The 15,079-nt window shown below is 67.2% G+C and carries 11 protein-coding genes; 4 read left to right on the top strand and 7 right to left on the bottom strand.

Translation table 11 applies throughout. The annotated features are described in order from the left end of the window. The first annotated feature begins 3 nt into the window (after positions 1-3). Positions 4-882, top strand: a complete 879-nt coding sequence (gene nudC / locus ASF09_RS12590) for an NAD(+) diphosphatase (protein ID WP_060526779.1) — start codon at positions 4-6, stop codon at positions 880-882. 143 nt (positions 883-1,025) lie between these two features. On the opposite strand, the gene ASF09_RS12595 is transcribed toward nudC, so the two are convergent. Together ASF09_RS12595 and ASF09_RS12600 are read right to left on the bottom strand one after the other, a co-directional pair. After that, the gene (locus ASF09_RS12595; protein ID WP_060526536.1) at positions 1,026-2,024 is read right to left on the bottom strand and encodes an LLM class flavin-dependent oxidoreductase; all 999 of its coding nucleotides are present in this window, start codon (positions 2,022-2,024) and stop codon (positions 1,026-1,028) included. 156 nt (positions 2,025-2,180) lie between these two features. Continuing rightward, positions 2,181-4,481, bottom strand: a complete 2,301-nt coding sequence (locus ASF09_RS12600; protein ID WP_235529817.1) for a S8 family peptidase — start codon at positions 4,479-4,481, stop codon at positions 2,181-2,183. Positions 4,482-4,654: 173 nt separating this feature from the next. On the opposite strand from ASF09_RS12600, the gene ASF09_RS12605 reads away from it, so the two are divergent. From ASF09_RS12605 to glpX, 3 genes are all read left to right on the top strand, one after another. After that, a complete protein-coding gene (locus tag ASF09_RS12605; protein ID WP_060526538.1) occupies positions 4,655-5,320 on the top strand; it encodes a pyrimidine 5'-nucleotidase in 666 nt (221 codons plus the stop codon). Beyond that, entirely contained in the window at positions 5,317-6,147 is an 831-nt protein-coding gene (gene dapD, locus ASF09_RS12610) for a 2,3,4,5-tetrahydropyridine-2,6-dicarboxylate N-succinyltransferase (protein WP_060526539.1), read from the top strand. Before ASF09_RS12605 ends, dapD begins: the two co-directional genes overlap by 4 nt. 61 nt (positions 6,148-6,208) lie before the next feature. Next, positions 6,209-7,180: a class II fructose-bisphosphatase gene (glpX, locus tag ASF09_RS12615; protein WP_056065803.1), complete on the top strand. Its 972-nt coding sequence runs from the start codon at positions 6,209-6,211 to the stop codon at positions 7,178-7,180. Positions 7,181-7,425: 245 nt separating this feature from the next. On the opposite strand, the gene ASF09_RS12620 is transcribed toward glpX, so the two are convergent. From ASF09_RS12620 to ASF09_RS12640, 5 genes are all read right to left on the bottom strand, one after another. Next, a complete protein-coding gene (locus ASF09_RS12620; protein ID WP_200912565.1) occupies positions 7,426-8,202 on the bottom strand; it encodes an ABC transporter permease in 777 nt (258 codons plus the stop codon). Beyond that, the gene (locus tag ASF09_RS12625; protein WP_060526540.1) at positions 8,199-9,128 is read right to left on the bottom strand and encodes an ABC transporter ATP-binding protein; all 930 of its coding nucleotides are present in this window, start codon (positions 9,126-9,128) and stop codon (positions 8,199-8,201) included. The genes ASF09_RS12620 and ASF09_RS12625 overlap by 4 nt, the downstream gene beginning before the upstream one ends. Before the next feature lie 137 nt (positions 9,129-9,265). Next, positions 9,266-9,976, bottom strand: a complete 711-nt coding sequence (locus ASF09_RS12630) for a DsbA family protein (protein ID WP_060526541.1) — start codon at positions 9,974-9,976, stop codon at positions 9,266-9,268. Continuing rightward, entirely contained in the window at positions 9,973-11,328 is a 1,356-nt protein-coding gene (locus ASF09_RS12635) for a M48 family metalloprotease (protein WP_060526542.1), read from the bottom strand. Before ASF09_RS12635 ends, ASF09_RS12630 begins: the two co-directional genes overlap by 4 nt. 717 nt (positions 11,329-12,045) lie before the next feature. Then, positions 12,046-14,988, bottom strand: coding sequence for a ribonuclease E/G (locus ASF09_RS12640; protein WP_060526543.1), 2,943 nt, complete (start codon positions 14,986-14,988; stop codon positions 12,046-12,048). Between the last annotated feature and the right edge of the window lie 91 nt (positions 14,989-15,079).

A 15,079-nucleotide genomic window follows, 5' to 3' on the forward strand; every position in this document is an offset into this window, starting at 1 on the left:
GTGATGGACGCACCTGGGTTTACCGGCGGGACGCTCGACCGGTCGGATGCTTTGCGTCACGATCCGGAAGGGCTGGCGGCGGCGCGGCGCGACTGGCGTGCGCGGCTGCTGGTGCTCGATGGGCTGCTGCCGGGCACGACCGACGACGGGCATCTCGCCTGGACGTCGATGGCGGATATGCCCGACGATGCCGAGCCGATCCTGCTTGGACTCGACGAAAGCGGGCGGCCGCATTTCGCGGCGCTGCTGAACGGGATGCGCGTCGACAATGCACCCGCGATGCGCTCGCCCGCGCTGATGGCGGTGCTGGCTGCGCTCGCGCCGGGTGAGGCGGCGACGTACGCTGGCGCTCGGAGTGTGATCGACTGGCATGTCCGGCACGGCTTCTGCGCGAAGTGCGGATCGCCGACCGAAATGTTCCGGGCGGGGTGGGCGCGGAAGTGCCCGAACTGCGGGACCGAGCATTTCCCGCGGGTCGATCCGGTGGTGATCATGATCGCCGAGCATGACGGGCGCGCGCTGCTCGGGCGCGGCAAGGGATGGCCGGTGGGGCGGTATTCCGCGCTCGCCGGTTTCGTCGAGCCGGCCGAATCGATCGAGGAGGCGGTCGCGCGCGAGATCCTCGAGGAGTCGGGGGTTCGGGTCGGCAAGGTCCGGTATGTCGCGAGCCAGCCCTGGCCGTTTCCGTCGTCGCTGATGATGGCGTGTGTCGCGGAGGCGGAGGACGATGCGATCACGCTCGATGTGAACGAGCTCGAGGATGCGATGTGGGTGCCGCGCGAGATGGTGCGTGCGGTGTTACGCGGGGAGGAGGGGCCGTTCATCGCGCCGCCGCCTTATGCGATCGCGTATACGCTGTTGAAGGAATGGGCGGGGGAGTAGGTCGCCCAGAAGATAACTCGCCCCCCTCCCTGGAAGGGAGGGGTTGGGGGTGGGTAGGCCGGTTTTAGACACCGCCGTTCGAGCTCGGGGAAACCGACCCACCCCCTTCCCCTCCCTTCCAGGGAGGGGGGAAGTCGTGTCGCTTACGCGGCGATCTTCAATTCCTGCATCACGTCCGCGGTGATCGACAGGCTCCGCTTGCGCGCCTCGTGGTCGTAGATCGCGCTGGTCACCATGACCTCGTCGACGCCGGTCCGCTCGACGAACGCCGCGATGCCGCGTGCGACCTTGGCCGGGCTGCCGACCGCGGAGCATTGCAGGACGTGGTCGAGGATCTGGTTGCCCTGCGCGCCGAGCGACTCGCGATAGCCTGCGAGGGGCGGCTTCATCTGGCCTGGGTTGCCGGTGCGAAGCGCGACGAACGACTGTTGCTGCGAGGTGGCGAGCAGTTCGGCTTCCGCATTGGTCTCCGCCGCGAACACGTTGAAGCCGGCCATGACGTGCGGCTTGGCAAGGCGCGCCGAGGGGCGGAAGTCGCGGCGGTAGATCGCCAGCGCGGCATCCAGCGCATCGGGCGCAAAGTGCGAGGCGAACGCGTAGGGCAGGCCCAGCGCCGCCGCCAGCTGTGCGCCGAACGTGCTGGAGCCGAGGATCCACATCTCGACGTCCGCGCCTGCGCCCGGCGTCGCGACGATGCCGGTCTGGCCGTCATTGGCGAAGTAGCTCTGGAGCTCCATCACCTCCTGCGGGAACGCGTTGGCGTCGGTTTCGAGCGTGCGGCGCATCGCGCGCGCGACGCGCTGGTCGGAGCCGGGTGCGCGGCCGAGGCCGAGATCGATGCGGCCTGGGAACAGCGCGTCGAGCGTGCCGAACTGCTCGGCGATCGTCAGCGGCGCGTGGTTGGGAAGCATGATGCCGCCCGAGCCTACGCGGATCGTCTTCGTGGCGGCGGCGATGTGCGCGATCACGACGGCGGTCGCGGCCGACGCGATGCCGGTCATGCCGTGGTGTTCGGCGACCCAGTAACGCTGGAACCCGACGCTCTCGGCGTGCCGCGCGAGGTCGGCCGCGTTGGCGAGCGATTGGGAGACGGTGCCGCCTTCGATGACGGGGACCAGATCGAGCAGGGAATAGCGTGTCATGCGGCAGAGATAGGTACCGAGCGGTAGCTTATCCAGCCCCGCCGGTCTCTCACGTTCGTCATCCTGACGAAAGTCAGGATCCAGAGCCAAATACGGCAGCGCCCGTTATTCTGGATCCTGACTTTCGTCAGGATGACGGATTGGGGGACGTGGGTTTCAGAAGCCCAGGCTGTAGCGCATCGCCATGCCGTAGTCGTTCGGGAGCGCCGCGAAGTTGCCGGGGTCGCGGCGGAAGAACAGGTTGGTGTCGAGGCCGCCGCCGAACGCGGGCACGCCGTAGCGCATCTCGACATCGAGTTCGCGGCCTTGCGGGGCAAGGTTGAGGCGTTGCGTGGTCCAGTCGGTAACGGTGTTGCTGGCGTAGTCGAAATAGGTCGGGAGGCCGAGGTCGATCCCGCCGCGCGCCACCCGCAACGGTTGCGCGACGCGGAGGCCGAGCGTGTCATGGCCGAACACGCCGTCCTTGCCGATGTCGGCGGCGAAGGCGTTGGTGCGGACGAGACCGTCGCCGCTGAGACCGCCGCGCACCGCCGCGCGGGTCCAGCCCTGCCGCATCGATCCGCCGATGCTCCAGCCGCTCCCCGCATCGAACCGCGCCTTGGTATCGACGAACCACGTTGCCGCGCGGGTCGCGCCGAGCGCCGCGTCGAAGCGCGCGCCGAGGACGGTGTCGCGCTCGTCCATGCGCGTCGCGGCGACCATCGTCGAGAGCGCGCCGAAGCGGCGGTCGACGGTCAGCGAGGCGCGGTTGTAGCCCGAGCGCTGCCAGCGGTCGCGCAGGCGGAGGTCGCCGTCACGCTGCGTCAGGACGTCGCCATTCTCGATTCCGGCGGTGAAGCCGAACCCGCCGACGCTCTGCCGCATCGCGCTCGATGCTCGCGTATTGCTGTCGAAGCCAAGGCCGCCGGTGTTGGCGATCAGGAAGGCAGGTTCGGACTGGCCCGAGAGCTGAGCACTCAGTGCGGTCGATCCTTGCGCGAAGCCGAACCCGAACGACAATGTGCTGCCGAGCTTCTGCGTCACCATCCCGGCGATCGCGCGCGCGCTGGTTGCGTCGGCGGTGGAGAGCGAAGTGCGATCGAGCGCGACGTCGCCGTTGGCGCGCGGCGCTAGCGTCATCGAGACGGTCATGCCGCCTTGCGCCAGCGCGACGGTGCGGAATCGCGACTGGAGCGCGCCGCCGAGCGAGCGGTCCGGGCTGCGGCGGGCGATCGTCTTGGCGAGGTCGATTGCGAACGCGCGGCTGTAGCCGTCGAGGATCACCGCGCCGAGTTCGCCTTGCGCCGCGTCGCCCATCGGCGCGGACAGGGTGGCGTTGCCGGTCGTCGAGACGACCGCCTTCGACCCGGCGACCGACATTGCGCCGAGCGGCTGGAACGCGCGCGTCAGGTCGAGCACGCCGTTGCCGTAGACCGCGTCGACGCCCGGCGCACCGGCATCGCGTGCGCTCTTGAACAGGATGTCGACGATCTGCGCGCCGGTGAGGTTGGGGAAGGCCTGCGCCAGCAATGCGACGGCGCCCGAAATCTGCGGCGCGGCGAACGAGGTGCCGGACCAGAGATAGGTAGTGTCGGCCTGGTCGGGCGCGCGGACGCTTTCGCCGACCGCGGTGAGGAAGTGCGCTGCGCCGGTGCCCGCACGGTCGCTGAAGGTCGAGATACCGTCCGCGGAGCCGACCGAGCCGGCGATGATGACCTGATTGCGGCCCTGCACTTCGCCGGCGACATTGGTGAAGGGATCGGGGTTGACCGAGCCGTCGTTGCCCGCAGCGATCACGACGACGAGCCCGGCGGCGGTCGCGCGGCCGATCGCATCCTTCAGGCTTTGCGGCATTTCGGAGCCGCCGAGCGAGATGTTGACGACTTTTGCACCCGCCGTCCGGGCCGCGTCGAGGCCCTTGGTGATCGCATCGGTGCCGAACTTGCAGCCCGAATCCTTGTCGTCCTTGCTCGCGGTGGCGCAGGTGCCGGGGCGGTCGGCGCGCAGCACGATCAGCGTCGCGTCGAATGCCACGCCGTGCGAGCCCGCGCCGTTCCGCCGGCCTGCCAGCGTGAAGGCGACCGCGGTGCCGTGGCCGCCTTCGTCGTCGATCGTGCTGTTGCCCGCGACATCCTGCGAGGCGGACGAGACGCGGGTGCCGAATTCCTGGCTTTGCAGGTCGATGCCGCTGTCGATCACGCCGACGTTGATGCCCTTGCCGGTCGCACCGACGTTATACGCGGCTAGCGCGTTCATCGAGACCGCGCCGACGGTCGCGCGGTATTCGGCGGTATCGTTGCCGGATGGAGTCGGCGTGGGAGCAGGCGTCGGGGCCGGGGTGGGTGTTGGCGTCGGCGTCGGCGTTGGAGCCGGAACTGGCGTGGGCGTTGGGGTGGGCGCTGCCGGAGGAGCCGGGGTGCTGTTGATACCGCCGCTGCCCCCACCGCCACAGGCGGCGACCAGAAGTCCCGTCGCCACGGTCGCGGACCGCAATAGGCCAGCCTTTATGCGTCGCATGAATCTCACCCCTTATTCCCCACCAAGCTATTGGAATGAAAAGCGTTACTCGACCGTAAACACCCGCGCAGGAGATCTCCATGCGGCGGGCCCCGGCTTGCCCCGTCACCGGGTGATGCCTAGAGGTTCGCACGATGCTTGCCCGCCTTGACCATGTCCGCAACTGGATCTTCGATCTCGACAACACGCTGTATCCGGCGAGCGCGGACCTGTTCGCGCAGGTCGATGCGCGGATGACCGGGTTCATCCAGGATCTGCTGGGGTTGGAGCATGACGAAGCACGCCGCGTGCAGAAGGGATATTTCCACAATCACGGCACGACGCTGTCGGGGCTGATGGCCGAGCATCACGTCGATCCGCACGCGTTCCTGGCGCATGTCCACGATATCGAGATGGACGTGATCGAGCACGACGCGCCGCTGGTTGCGGCGATCGCCAAGCTGCCGGGGCGGAAACTCGTCTTCACCAATGGCGACACGCCGTATGCGACGCGGATCCTGGAGCGGCTCGGGTTGAGCGAGAGCTTCGAGGCGATCCACGATATCCACGCGATGGACCTGATGCCGAAGCCGCATGCGTCCGCTTATACGGGCCTCTGCGCGGCGTTCGATATCGACCCGACGCAAGCGCTGTTCGCGGACGACATGGCGCGCAACCTGACGCCGGCCAAGGCGATCGGGATGACGACCGTGTGGATCGACAACGGCTCCGAGCAGTCGCCCGACGCGGCGCGCGATCACATCGACTTTACCGTGCCGGTGCTTGCGCCGTGGCTCGAAACCATCCTGGAGACATCATGACCTTGCAGACCATCATCGACGCCGCCTGGGACGACCGCGCGAACCTGGGCCTCGATACCAAGGGCGATGTGCGCGACGCGGTCGAGTCCGCGCTGGCGATGCTGGACGCAGGGACTGCGCGCGTTGCCGAGCCGACGGGCGCCGAAAACGGGGGGGGCTGGCAGGTCAACCAGTGGCTGAAGAAGGCGGTGCTGCTCTCGTTCCGGCTTAACGACAATGTCGTGATCGACGGCGGCTCGGCCGGCGCGCCGGCGTTCGACAAGGTGCCGTCGAAGTTCGCGGGCTGGGGCGACGCGGAGTTCCGCGCGGCGGGTATCCGCGTCGTTCCGGGTGCAGTCGCGCGGCGCGGCAGCTTCATCGCCAAGGGCGCGATCCTGATGCCGAGCTTCGTCAATATCGGCGCCTATGTCGGCGAGGGCACGATGGTCGACGCGTGGGCGACGGTCGGCAGTTGCGCGCAGATCGGCAGGAACGTCCATCTGTCGGGCGGTGCCGGCATCGGTGGCGTGCTCGAGCCGTTGCAGGCGGACCCCGTCATCATCGGCGATGGCGCCTTCATCGGCGCGCGCGCGGAAGTCGCCGAGGGCGTCCGCGTCGGCGAGGGCGCGGTGCTGTCGATGGGCGTGTATCTCGGCGCCTCGACCAAGATCATCGACCGCGCGACCGGCGAAGTCTTCAAGGGCGAAGTGCCGCCGTATGCGGTGGTCGTGCCGGGCTCGATCGGCGGCGGGGACGGGAAACCGGCCTTGTATTGCGCCGTGATCGTCAAACGGGTCGACGCGCAAACGCGCTCCAAGACCAGCATCAACGACCTGCTCAGGGACTGATCGGGTCGACAATGCTGCGACTGCTGCCTATCCCCGCCGAAACATTCCGAGGAGAAATATTTTGACCGCTGCCGCAAGCCAGGTTCTCGACCGCGTTCTCGTCCTCGAAATGGTCCGCGTGACCGAGGCGGCGGCGATCGCCGCCTCCACGCTCGTCGGGCGCGGCGACGAGAAGGCAGCGGATGCAGCCGCGGTCGAGGCGATGCGCGAGGCGCTCAACTCGCTGTACATGGACGGCACCGTCGTGATCGGCGAAGGCGAGCGCGACGAAGCCCCGATGCTGTTCATCGGCGAGAAGGTGGGCTCGGCAATCGGCAAGGGCCCGAAGATCGACATTGCGCTCGATCCCTTGGAAGGCACGACGATCTGCGCGACTGCGGGGCCGAACAGCCTCGCCGTGCTGGCGATCGCCGAAGAGGGCGGGCTGCTCAACGCGCCCGACGTCTACATGGACAAGATCGCGGTCGGGCCGGGCTATCCCGAGGGCATCATCGATCTCGACAAGACGCCGACCGAGAACATCAATGCGGTCGCCGCTGCCAAGGGCGTGCCGGCGCGGGACCTGATCGTATGCGTGCTCGACCGGCCGCGTCACGAGGCGCTGATCGCCGAACTGCGGCAGGTCGGCTGCGGGATCATGCTGATCGGGGACGGCGACGTTGCCGGCGTGATCGCGACGTCCGATCCCGAGACCACGGTCGACGTGTACATGGGCTCCGGCGGCGCGCCTGAGGGCGTGCTGGCGTGCGCGGCGCTGCGCTGCGTCGGCGGTCAGTTCAAGGGGCGGCTGCTGTTCCGCAACGACGACGAGCGTGGGCGCGCTGCGAAGTGGGGGATCACCGATCTCGACAAGCAGTATGACCTTTCGGAACTGGCGAAGGGTGACTGCATCTTTGCGGCGACCGGGGTTACGGATGGGTCGTTGCTGGCGGGCGTGAAGCGGAAGAAGGGCAAGATGACGACGGAGAGCGTGGTGATGCGCGCGTCTTCGGGGACCGTGCGGTGGGTCAAGGGCGAGCATCGGACGGATTGATCTTCCAATACCACCCCGGCGAAGGCCGGGGCCCAGGTGGAAAGGTCGGAGTAACGGAGCGTTGTCCGCAGTTAGCAACGTCCCCCAACTGGGCCCCGGCCTTCGCCGGGGTGGCTCCCTGGTGGAATGTCGCACCAGCCAACCATGTTTCCCCGCGAAGGCGGGGACCCAGACTAGGCTCCCGCCTTCGCGGGAGAACAAGGGCGACTGAGCTTACCCTACCGACGTGGTCGTCGTTCGCGCGATCAGTTCTTCATCCGCCAGCCGGTCTTGAAGATCCAGGCGATCGCGATCAGGCATGCCGCGAGGAAGCCCGCCGTCACCGCGAGGCTGACCCCGACCGCGACGTCGCCGACGCCGAAGAAGCTCCAGCGGAAGCCGCTCACCAGATACACGACCGGGTTGAACAGGCTGAACGTCCGCCAAGGCTGGGGCAGCATGTCGATCGAGTAGAACGCACCGCCGAGGAACGTCAGCGGCGTGATCAGCAGCGCGGGGACGAAGTTCAACTGCTCGAATCCGTTGGCCCACACGCCGATGATGAACCCGAACAGGCTGAACGCGACCGCGGTCAGGATCAGGAACGCGATCATCGCAAACGGGTGTTCGATCCGCAGCGGCACGAAGAACGACGCGGTCGCGAGGATTATCAGCCCGAGGATCACCGACTTGGTGGTCGCCGCGCCGACATAGCCGATCACCATCTCCATCGCCGAGACGGGTGCCGACAACAGTTCGTAGATAGTGCCGGTGAATTTGGGGAAGTAGATGCCGATCGATGCGTTCGAGATGCTCTGCGTGAGCAGCGACAGCATGATCAGGCCGGGGACGATAAAGCTGCCGTAACCGACGCCGCCGACCTGCTGCATGCGGCTGCCGATCGCGCCGCCGAATACGATAAAATACAGCGAGGTGGTGAGGACGGGGGTGACGAGGCTCTGCCAAAGGGTTCGCAGTGCACGCGCCATTTCGAAGCGGTAGATCGCCCAAATGCCGTGGGTGTTGATCAGCGAGGGGGTCATGCGCGTTCTCCGACGAGATCGACGAAGATGTCTTCGAGGCTCGATTTGCTGGTTTCGAGGTCCTTGAAGCCGATGCCGAGTTCGCTGAGCTTGCGGAGCAACGAGGGGATGCCGGTGTGATCGGCCTGCGCGTCGAAGACGTAGCGGAGGTGCTTGCCGTCGTCTTCCAGCGACAGGTCCCAGTCGGCGAGTTCCGGGGGGATCGCCGTCATCGGGTCCTGGAGCGCGATGTCGAGTTCGCGCTTGCCGAGCTTCTTCATCAGCGACGCCTTGTCGTCGACGAGGAGCAGCTTGCCCTTGTTGATGACTCCGACGCGGTCGGCCATTTCCTCGGCTTCCTCGATGTAGTGCGTCGTCAAGATGATCGTCGTGCCGCCTTCGCGCAGGCGGTGGACGAGCTTCCACATGTCGCGGCGCAGCGCCACGTCGACGCCCGCGGTAGGCTCGTCGAGGAACAGGATTTCGGGTTCGTGTGCGAGCGCCTTGGCGATCAGCACGCGGCGCTTCATGCCGCCTGAGAGCTCGCGGATCTTCGCGTCGCGCTTGTCCCAGAGCGAGAGGTCGCGGAGCACCTGTTCGATGTACGCGCTGTGACCTGAGCGGCCGAACAGGCGACGGCTGAAGGTGACGGTGGCGAGCACCGTCTCGAACATGTCGACGTTGAGTTCCTGCGGCACGAGGCCGATGCGGCTGCGCGCCTGCTTATAGTCGCGGATGGCGTCGTAGCCGGCGACCTTGATCGTGCCGGCGGACGGCGTGACGATGCCGCAGATGATGCTGATCAGCGTCGTCTTGCCCGCGCCGTTGGGGCCGAGGAGGGCGAAGATCTCGCCCTTCTGGATGTCGAGGTCGACGGGGTGGAGGGCTGTGGTGCCGCTCTTGTAGGTCTTGGTGACGCCCGCGATGGACAGGATCGGTTCGGTCATTGGCACCCCTTTTTCGTGGGTGTCAGATGGGGGTGGGGAGGGGGGAATGATAGGCCTTCCCGCGCCTTCTTGTTCTCCCGCGAAGGCGGGAGCCCAGACTGGGTCCCCGCCTTCGCGGGGAAACAAGGAAGGGAGCGTCAACCGGCGCGGGCGGCTGCTACGGCTTTCTGGAGGTCTTCCAACGGCAACGCGCCCGACAATACGCGGTCGCCGACCACCCAGCTAGGCGTGCCGGTCATGCCGAGCTTGGCGGCGGTTTCCATGTTCTTGGCGATCTCGGCGTCGGCGGTCTTGGTGAAGCTTGCCTGCGTCGTGTCTACCCCGGCCTTGCCCGCAGCTGCGGCGATCGAGGCGTCGCTGACGGGGCCGCCGGCGTAGAGCGCGTCGTGGAAGGTGGCGAACTTGCCTTGTTGTGCGGCCGCCAGGCTGGCGCGGGCGGCGATGCGGCTTTCGGCACTGAGGATCGGGAGTTCGCGGAAGACCACGCGGACTTTCGGGTCTGCGGCGATCAGCTTGGCGATCATCGGCAGGCTCGCGCGGCAATACCCGCAATTGTAATCGAAATACTCGACGAGCGTGACGTCGCCCTTGGGGTTGCCGGCCCAGGCGCTGCCGAACGGCGTGACAATCGCGTCGCGGTTCGCGGTGACGGTCTTGCCGGACTCGCGGTCACGGAGTTTCTCCATCGCCTCGGGCAGTATCTCGGGGTGCGCCAGGACGTAGTCGTGGATGATCGATTCGACCTGCGCGCGCTCGACGCCGCCGCCCTGGCGGTCATAGCCCCAGACCGCGAGGCCTCCGATGACGGCGCCAGCGACTGCGATCGCCGGGAATGTAAGTTTGTTCATTTGCGGCGCTTATACTGCTTGGGATTGTCGTCCATCTCGTTCTGCGCGGCCATCGCGATATCCTGCGCGCGGATCCAGTCGGTGGTGTTCGCCGGGATGTTCGCCAGCGCATATTGCGCGCTCGCCGACGCGGTCCGCATGTCGCCGCCCATGCTGGCGCGCTCGGCAGTGGCGAGCGCGGCGCGCGCGGTGTCGCCGGTCAGTTCGTAGACGGTGCCGAGCTGCATCCAGGCGAACGGGTTCTGGTCGTCGCGGCCGACTGCTGTGCGCAGGACCCTGGTCGCCTCGGGGTAGTTCGCCTTGTTCTCGGTCGCGATCAGTGCGTGGCCGAAGGTGGTGGCGATCAGCGGGTTGTTGCGCGAGCCTTCCGTGGCTTCGCGTAGGGGGGCCAGCGATTCGGTCGGCTTGCCGGCTTCGAGCAGAATCTGGCCCTTGATCTCGAGGAAATACGGGTCGGTGGGCTCGGCCTTTACCAGTGCGTTGGCTTCGGCGTCGGCTTTGTCGGGGTAGCCGGCTTTGTGGTACGCGTAGGCGCGGGCGTAGTGGGCGTAGATCGACTGGTTGCTGGGCGGGTAGGCTTGCAGTGTCTGGTCCGCGGGCATGACGTAGCCGGCGAGCTTGGCCTTCACGCGGCGGAAGCGTTCCTCCAGCGCGGCGTCGGGCTTGTTGGCCCAGGCGGGCGAGGCTTGCAGGTCTGCGGTGAGCGTTGCGACGCGCTCGCCGGAGAGCGGATGCGACTGCATGAACGGATCGATGTTGGCGGTGCCGAAGCGGTATTCCTGCTGCTGCAATTTCTTGAAGAAGCTGAGCATGCCGCGGCCCGAGACGTTCGCCTCGCGGAGGAATTTGGCGCCGGTCGCGTCTGCGGTCGATTCCTGGACTCGGCTGAACGAGAGGTAGCTGCCCATCGCCGCCTGCTGGCCCGCCGCCATGATGCCGGCACCTGCCTCGCCGCTGCCGGCCGCCATCGCGGCGAGGCCGAGGACCATCGAGAGCAGGTACATTCCCATTGCCGGCTTGGTGCCGCGGTCGGCGAGGACGACATGGCCGTCAGCGATGTGGCCGAGCTCATGCGCGATGACGCCCTGGACTTCGTTGGCGTTGTCGGCGGCTTGGATGAGCCCTGAGTGGACGTAGACGGTCTGGCCGCCGGCGACGAACGCGTTGATCGATTCGTCATTGATGAGGACGACCTTCACGTCGCGCGTCGAGAGCCCGGCCGCCTTGATCAGCGGGTTGGACATCTCCGCGAACATGGTTTCGGTCTCGGCGTCGCGGAGAATCGACTGGGCCTGGATGGGCGTCGTCCAGAGGAGGAGGGCGGTGGCTGCGGCGGCTACTAGACGCTTCATATTACGGGGTATCGTCGATTGGGGGCGGGGGGGCAATGGTCGTGCGGTCGGGCGTTCGGTGGAGTGAAGTATAGGAAGTGCAGACGCTGGGAGCTGTTTTGCGGTTGGTGGGGAGTACGGGTGGCGTTGGGGGAGGGGAGCAGGGTTTGGGTGTGTAGGACAGGGGGGGGGCTGTTGGGTCGTTTGGGGCACGTCGTGCTCGTTTCTCTCCGACCGTCATTCCAGCGAAAGCTGGGATCTCATGGTTTGGCGGGTGTCGCGTGCCACGTGGGATACCCCAGCTTTCGCTGGGGTGACGGGTTTTGGTTTGGGATGGAGAGGGTGCGATCTAGACAGTGCCGCTGAATAGCCACCTCCCCGGCGGAGGCCGGGGTCCAGTTGGGGGACGTTGCTGACGGAGGGTAGCGTGCCGTTATTGCTACCTTTCCAACTGGGCCCCGGCCTTCGCCGGGGTGGTGATGGGTGGGGGGAGTTCGGCGTGCGTCACTACGGCGCTGGAACTCAAACCTCGCACCGCCCTCCTGTCTTGTTCACCCGCGAAGGCGGGTGCCCAGTCTGGGTCCCCGCCTTCGCGGGGATACAAGTTTTTCGCGGTTCGCCGGCCACCGGAGGCGTTGGACGCTGACGGATATCGTGCTGCCGGACGATCGCCCCCCTACAAACGAAAACGGGCGCGGCCTTTCGGTCGCGCCCGTTCTTCAGTCACGGCGTCCGGAGTTAGCCGAAGGTGCGCTGCCACCAGCCGCGGCGGGGGGCGCCGTCGGGGTCGTCGTTGGCGCCGTCATCGGTACGGGGGGTCGCGACGTCCTGGGGCTGGACTTCGGCCTTGGGCGGGGTGGTTGCGATCGGCTCGGCGAGCGGCTCGCTGGTCGGGGCGGCATCGCCGGCATCGAGTACGGCTGCTTTCCGCGGGCGACCGCGGGGCTTGGCGACCTTGGCGGGCGCTTTCTCGACTACCGGGGCTTCGACCACCGCGTCCGACGCCTTGCGACGTGCACGCTTGGGCTTCGGCGCCGACGCTTCGATGGTCTCGGCGGGCGTTGCGCTCACCTCGTCCATCGTCGCTTCCGCAACCGCTTCGCGACGGCGACGACCGGGCTTGGGTGCAGCCGGCTCGGCCGCGACGGGCTCCAGAGCGATCGGCGCCGGAACCACTGGCTCCGGTGCAACCGTCTCGGCTTCCGCTTCGACCGCGCGTGGCTTGCGACCACGGCGAGCCTTAGGTGCTGCATCCGCCACCGCCTCGGCGATGTTCGCCGCAGCGGCTGCCGCACGAGCTCGTGGACGACGGCGCATTTTCCGACCCTCGGCGACTTCCGCCACCGGGGATTCCTCGACGAACGGTTCGTACGCGGGCTCGTAAGGCGGCTCGGCATAGGTCGACTCGACCGGCTCGTACGCTTCGGGCTCGGGGGCCTCGGCGATCAGCTGGGCGTCGTCGACGCTGCTGACGGCGACCGACTGGCCGTTCTCGGCGCCCTGCTCGTTGCGGCGACCGCCGCGACGTCCCCGGCGACCGCGACGACGACGGCCTTCGCCCTCTGCGCCATTCGCCTGCTCAGCAGGTGCGCCAGCCTCGACCGCTTCGCCACCGCCGACTTCGACGATGTCGCCCTCGACCTCGTCGATCTCCTCGACGTTGGTGTCGGCGTCCTCGAACGAGCCGTCCTCGTTGACGCCCTCAGCTGCACCTTCCTCACCGGGACGTGCACGACCGCGACGACCGCGACGACGACGGCGCTTCTTGCCGCCTTCACCGTCCGCATCGCGAGCCTCGCGGGGCGCACGCTGCTCGCCATTGCCTTCACGACCGCCCTCACGACGACGCGGCTGCTCGGCTTCGGCCTCCTCGACCTCTTCCTCCTCGATCTCGTCCTCGATCTCCTCGGGGAGGTCGTCTTCGTCTTCCTCGATGATCTGGACGAACTTCGGGGCGTGCGCGGGCGGTGGGCCGCTGGCCTCGACCGTCATATGCGCGCCTTCCTCGTCCTGGCCGGGGATGATCTCGACGATCACGCCGTAGCGATCCTCGATCTCGGCGATGTCGGCGCGCTTGCGGTTGAGGATGTACACCGCGGCTTCCTGGCTCGCGCGCAGGGTGAGCAGCGAACCGCGACCGCGTGCGGCCTCGTCCTCGATCAGGCGAAGTGCGGAGATGCCCGACGACGATGCGGTGCGGACGAGGCCGGTGCCCTCGCAATGCGGGCAAGCACGCGTAGATGCTTCAAGCACGCCGGTGCGCAGGCGCTGGCGGCTCATTTCCATGAGGCCGAACGACGAGATGCGGCCGATCTGGATGCGCGCGCGATCGTTCTTGAGCGCCTCCTTCATCGCCTTCTCGACCTTACGGACGTTGGAATTGTTATCCATGTCGATGAAGTCGATGACGACGAGCCCGGCCATGTCGCGCAGGCGGAGCTGGCGGCCGATTTCCTGGGCGGCCTCGAGGTTGGTCGCGGTCGCGGTCTGCTCGATCGAATGCTCGCGCGTCGACCTGCCGGAGTTGATGTCGATCGAGACGAGCGCCTCGGTCGGGTTGATGACCAGATAGCCGCCCGACTTCAGCTGGACGACGGGATGGTACATCGCGGCAAGCTGATCCTCGACGCCGGCGCGCTGGAACAGCGGCACGGGATCGGCGTAATGCTTGATGCGCCGCGCGTGCGTCGGCATCAGCAGGCGCATGAACTCGCGCGCCTGGCGATAGCCGTCCTCGCCCTCGACGATGACCTCTTCGATTTCCTTGTTGTAGATGTCGCGGATCGCACGCTTGATCAGGTCGCTGTCGCCGTAGACGAGCGCGGGGGCCGACGCCTTTAGCGTTGCTTCGCGGATGCCGTCCCACAGGCGGGCGAGGTAATCGAAGTCGCGCTTGATCTCGACCTTCGAGCGTTGGAGGCCCGCGGTGCGGACGATGCAGCCCATCGACGGCGGCAGCTGCATGTCGGCCATGATCGTCTTGAGACGCTTGCGATCGCCCGCGTTGCTAATCTTCCGCGAAATGCCGCCGCCGTGCGACGTGTTCGGCATCAGCACGCAGTAGCGACCGGCGAGGCTCAGGTACGTGGTCAGCGCCGCGCCCTTGTTGCCGCGCTCCTCCTTGACGACCTGGACGAGCAGCACCTGGCGGCGATGGATCACGTCCTGGATCTTGTAGCGACGGCGCAGGTTCATGCGACGCTCGCGCAGGTCTTCGACCGCGGCATCGTCGGCGCTTGGCTTGCGCTTGCGACGGGGTGCTTCGCCCGCTTCGCCGCCTTCGAGTTCCTCGGCGACGTCGGGATCTACCCCGCCATCGTCCTCGAAGCGCTCGATGTCGTCCTCGTCGTCACCCTCGTCTTCGTCCGAGTCGTAGTCGGCGCGCAGCGCTGCTTCCTCGGCGGCGTGCTCGGCTTCCTCGCGGAGCAGCGCGTCGCGATCTTCCTTGGGGATCTGGTAGTAATCGGGGTGGATCTCGCTGAACGCGAGGAAGCCGTGGCGATTGCCGCCGTAATCGATGAACGCCGCCTGGAGCGACGGCTCGACCCGCGTGACCTTGGCGAGGTAGATATTGCCCTTGAGCTGCTTGCGTTCGGCACTCTCGAAATCGAATTCCTCGATCCGGTTACCCTTGACGACTGCGATCCGGGTCTCTTCCCGGTGGCGTGCGTCGATCAGCATGCGCGTTGTCATTATAAATTCTCCGCGCGCGCGCCGGGCCTGTCGGCAGCCGTCGCGCGCTTGATGGTGGTGCGGTCGGGCACGGACGCCC

This window comes from Sphingomonas sp. Leaf242 (assembly GCF_001422045.1).
In the GTDB taxonomy this organism is placed as follows: Bacteria; Pseudomonadota; Alphaproteobacteria; order Sphingomonadales; family Sphingomonadaceae; genus Sphingomonas.

What these genes read in the sequence shown, in the direction of transcription:
- nudC (WP_060526779.1), top strand. Translation starts at nt 4, where the DNA reads ATGGACGCACCTGGGTTTACCGGCGGGACGCTCGACCGGTCGGATGCT.
- ASF09_RS12595 (WP_060526536.1), bottom strand. Translation starts at nt 2,024, where the DNA reads ATGACACGCTATTCCCTGCTCGATCTGGTCCCCGTCATCGAAGGCGGC.
- ASF09_RS12605 (WP_060526538.1), top strand. Translation starts at nt 4,655, where the DNA reads ATGCTTGCCCGCCTTGACCATGTCCGCAACTGGATCTTCGATCTCGAC.
- dapD (WP_060526539.1), top strand. Translation starts at nt 5,317, where the DNA reads ATGACCTTGCAGACCATCATCGACGCCGCCTGGGACGACCGCGCGAAC.
- ASF09_RS12620 (WP_200912565.1), bottom strand. Translation starts at nt 8,202, where the DNA reads ATGACCCCCTCGCTGATCAACACCCACGGCATTTGGGCGATCTACCGC.
- ASF09_RS12625 (WP_060526540.1), bottom strand. Translation starts at nt 9,128, where the DNA reads ATGACCGAACCGATCCTGTCCATCGCGGGCGTCACCAAGACCTACAAG.
- ASF09_RS12630 (WP_060526541.1), bottom strand. Translation starts at nt 9,976, where the DNA reads ATGAACAAACTTACATTCCCGGCGATCGCAGTCGCTGGCGCCGTCATC.
- ASF09_RS12635 (WP_060526542.1), bottom strand. Translation starts at nt 11,328, where the DNA reads ATGAAGCGTCTAGTAGCCGCCGCAGCCACCGCCCTCCTCCTCTGGACG.
- ASF09_RS12640 (WP_060526543.1), bottom strand. Translation starts at nt 14,988, where the DNA reads ATGCTGATCGACGCACGCCACCGGGAAGAGACCCGGATCGCAGTCGTC.